Source organism: Oleiphilus sp. HI0080, assembly GCF_001635135.1.
The window spans coordinates 1-4527 of record NZ_LWFU01000579.1 but is presented as its reverse complement, the minus strand read 5'-3'; the positions used below and the strand labels follow the sequence as shown (position 1 = coordinate 4527).

General features: G+C 49.8%; 1 protein-coding gene and 1 rRNA gene. One reads left to right on the top strand and one right to left on the bottom strand.

Features of this window, described 5'->3' with window-relative positions:
• Positions 1-3683: DUF5011 domain-containing protein (locus A3751_RS12780; RefSeq protein WP_197466324.1), on the bottom strand; the 3683-nt coding region annotated here is incomplete at its 3' end.
• Between the two features lie 670 nt (positions 3684-4353).
• Between A3751_RS12780 and A3751_RS12775 the strand changes: the two genes are divergently transcribed.
• Positions 4354-4527: ribosomal RNA gene (locus A3751_RS12775) — 16S ribosomal RNA — on the top strand; the annotation flags it as partial.

Here is a 4527-nt window from a genome sequence, read left to right as displayed (position 1 = left end):
GTGAGTGTATAAGTGCCTGCAACATTTGGATCGACAGCGCCAGTTGGGACGATGGAACCAGATAGATCGCCATCGGCTGCATCGGAGGCGGTCGCGCCAGGATCAGTAAATGGCGTTTGCAGTTCATGCAGGATCGGGTTGCTGCCCAGTAGGGTAATGGTCGGCGCGCCGGTATCGACGACGTTCACAGTACGTGTCACGGTCGCCGCCGCATTGCCCGACGAGTCTTGCACGTTGTAAGTAAGCGAATACGTGCCAATGACGCTGGCATTGACGCTGCCAGTCACGCCAATGTTACCGGTGATAACACCATCGATGTTATCGGAAGCGGTTGCGCCGGCATCGGTGTAAACCGTGCCTACCTCGTGATCGACAGGATCAGAGCCAAGTAGCGTGATGACTGGGATGGTCGTGTCGACCACATTGACGGTGCGCGTAACTTGCGTTGCGGCATTGCCTGCGGCGTCAGATACATCGTAAGTTAGGATGTATGTGCCTTGTGTATTTGAATCGACTGTGCCGCTTTCGTTAATCGCGAGCGTCAAATCGCCATCGATGATATCTACCGCTGTTGCGCCTGAATCTGTATATGCGGTGCCTTGCTCGTGTTGTACCGTAGCGGCGCCATTTAGAGAAATGACGGGGGCCGTGCGGTCAGCCACGATGACTGTTCGAGTTAAAGTCGGCGCTGGGTTTCCTTGCGAGTCGGAAATATCATAGGTGAGGGTATAGGTGCCTGCAGTATTCTCGTCAACGGATCCTGTTGCCGTCACGCTGCCCAAATCGCCATCGGCGTCATCAGAAGCGGTCGCGCCAGGATCAGTAAATGGCGTTTGCAGTTCATGCAGAATCGGGTTATCGCCAAGCAATGTGATGGTCGGTGTTCCTGTGTCGACTACATTTACAGTGCGTGTCACGGTGGTGGCTGCGTTACCGGATAGATCGGTGACGTTATAGGTAAGCGTGTAGCTCCCAACGAGCCCTGCATTGACGCTGCCCGTAACACCAATTCGTGATGTAATATCGTTATCAATATTGTCGTTGGCCGTCGCACCAGGGTCGTTGAAAATGGTCGCAACCTCATGCTGGAGAGGGTTGTCGCCCAAAATTGTGATGGTTGGAATGGTTCGATCTGCTACCTGGACAAGTCGTGTGACGACCGAAGAGGGGTTGCCTGAAGCATCAACGACTGAGTAGGTGAGGATATAGTCCCCAGCAACATTGGTGTTAACGGTGTCTCCCCCGACAGTAATAATGCCTGTAAGGTCGCCGTCTATGTTATCTGACGCAGTAGCGCCGGCATCGGTATAAACCGTTCCCAATTCGTGTTCTACAATTGGGCTGCCTAACAAGGTAACTAGCGGGGGCGTTGTGTCAGCAACGTTAACTGTGCGAGTTTGTGTCGGCGCAGCATTACCTGCGGCGTCTGCGATGTCATACGTTACGATGTAGGTTCCAGTGAGGAAACCATCTACTGTATCTCCTGCGATAGCAATTGCGCCAGAGAGATCTCCGTCTATTGCATCAATCGCTGTAGCCCCTTGTTCCGTATATGCAGCGCCAAGCTCATGCTCCAAAGGATTGTCGCCAATAATGGATAAAACGGGTGCTGTTCTGTCGGCGACATTAATAGTGCGGGTTTGCGCTACTGCGGCATTCCCGGCCGCATCAGTTACGTTGTATGTTAGGGTATAAATGCCTGTCGTATCTGGATCGACGCTTCCTGTAATGATGACGCTTCCGGTCAGATCTTCACCTGGTACGTCGCTTGCGCTGTAACCTGGGTCGGAAAAAGGTTGTTCAAGCTCGTGGTCAATGTCTGTCGCACCAAATAAGGTTATCTCGGGTGCGGTTGTATCTTGAACCTGAACAGTGCGAGTCACTGTGGTTGCCGCATTGCCTGCCACGTCTGAAACGTTATACGTTAAGACATACGTTCCGGTTAGGTTTGTCGACACCGAGCCTGCAATTGCGACGCTGCCGCTTATGTCTCCATCAATGTTGTCAGTCGCAGTCGCGCCGGATTCAATGTAGGTATCACCCTTTTCAAGTGTTAATGGGCTTGTGCCGAGCAAGGTGATTGACGGTTTTGTCGTATCTTGAACGACAACTGTACGAGTTACAGTTATCGCAGTGTTGCCGGTAGCATCTGTAACATCGTAGTCAAGGGAGTAGGTACCTGCTACCGCAGAGTTGACCGAGCCTGTAATGGTTAGGTTGTTGCTGATGTCTCCATCTCGTGCATCAATTGCTACGGCGCCAGGTTCGGTGTAGCTGGATCCCTGTTCAACGTATAGCGGGTTGTCGCCATTTAAAGTAATAACGGGTGGGATGACGTCGACTTCAAGCACGTACACAGTTCGGGTGATTGGGTCAGCGGCATTACCAGCAGAGTCAATTACGTTGTAGGTTATTAATGTGCCTTCTGCAGGGCCGGGAACCGATGTATCTATTAATGTAGGTACATTAAGAATATCTGGCACTGCAGTAACGCTGCTTGAGATATCGCCGTCTTCTTCGTCAGTAGCTATCACGCCAGGGTCTGAATAGCTGTCCCCAACGATGAGTGTTACATCTTCGCCTACGAGAGTTAAAATCGGCTTTTTGTCATTTCCTGACTCGCTAATTTCAACGCTCAGGGGAACCCCTGATGCGAAATCGGCAAACAAAAAGCAGCCATCTCTATCGGTGGCTGTTGACTGATCGCTTTGTGCTGCTTGGCTAAGCAAGACATCCCCATCGATGCCAATGCCATTTTTTTCTACGCAACCCATAATGCCGAACGGCGTTATGCCGCTGTCAACTTTATGAATGCTCGAAGCGCTATCGTTGTCTCGGTTAGTCACCCATAAGAACTGGCCATCCCATGCTAGGCCGAGAGGATCATTGAGAAAAGACGGGTTCTCTAGATAGGTGAGTATGTCGCCGTTGGCCGGATTAATGCGGTAAATTCGTTGCTCTTCTCGTTCCGTTACCCACAGCGCGATCCCGTCCCAAGCGATTCCGAATGGTCGTGCGCAGAATTGGACATTGTCATAGGGTTGCGATCCACAAGCCGGAAGTGTCGATGGGCCTGGTATGGTGTCAATAACCGAGCCATCTTCTGGAAGTACTTTGTTGATGGTGTTCGACTGCCAGTCGACGATCCAAAAATGGGTGCCGTCAAATGTCATTCCTAGTGGTGAAGGGAATGGCATGGTGTCCAGGGTGTTTTCTGTTTCTAGATTATCCCCGTCGACGGGATCTAACTTAACAATATCGTCCGTAACAGGGCTGGCATTCCAGAAGAAGTTGCGAGCGAAGGTCAAAGAGCCGCCGCCTCGACACGTGGCCTGGTTGTCGCAAAATGGCAGTCCATTAGGAATGTTGTCTGGAATTGGAATGTTGAAGTCGCTGTCGCCTGGGTTGTTAAGAACGGTAACTTCATCTTCATCAAAAACCGTCTCGGGATACACGCGATAGATGCGATCGCTCCAAACATCGACTACCCATAAGTAACCGTTGTAGGTGGCGATACCCTGATATCCGGTAGGTGACGGCACGCCTGTCGCTTCGGAGTTGGAAATGGTCAGTGTTTCGAGTACGTCGCCGGGTGCGCCATAAATGTTAGTAGCCCCGAGCATTGATAGTGTTAGTAGGACTAATGTGCGCGCGGCGAGTCGAAGCTTGTTAAGTGTTTGCATAGGCACGAAAACTGAAACCATTTGTAATGAAGTTAGGTTGATCGTTGCGTGATCAAATAAAAGTTGGCGAAGTGTAATTGAGTGCTGCTTTGAGTACTGCTAACTGGTGCGCAATACAACGGCGAAACTATAAACAACCGTCAAATGTATTACGATTTTGCCAACTCCCTTCGAGCTCGAAGTCTCGAAGAAGAAAATTTAAATTAAGGCTTGCGCATCAGGGCGAGATATTTATAATGCGCGCTCGCTTTGAGAGACGGCCGGCAAGGGTTGAACGAAAAGCGAACACGAGCCGGGTTAGCGGAAATATTGGCTATATAAGTACCTGGTTTTGTTGATGACTTTTTGCTGATTTATTGGCTTCAAAAAATAAATCAGAAACTTCAAAAAAGTCGTTGACAAGAATGTGAGGCTCTGTAGAATACGCGCCTCGCTTGAGGGAACGAAGCAGTTCGTCAAGCACCGATCTTTAAAAATTAACCAAGCAATTCGTGTGGGCGCTGACTGAGATGATGTCACGTTAAAGCTTTGAAGTTCTTAGGAATTTCTAGCTATTAAGAGATTATCAAGTCAACGTTCTGTGAATTCATTTATTGTAAACAGTAATTGTTTTATACAGTAGTTTTACTTGAGCAAAATTTAGATTCCTTTTGGAATCACTTGAGAGATTAAACTGAAGAGTTTGATCATGGCTCAGATTGAACGCTGGCGGCAGGCTTAACACATGCAAGTCGAGCGGTAACAGATCTAGCTTGCTAGATGCTGACGAGCGGCGGACGGGTGAGTAACGCGTAGGAACCTGCCCAGTAGTGGGGGATAGCCCGGTGAAAACCGGATTAATACC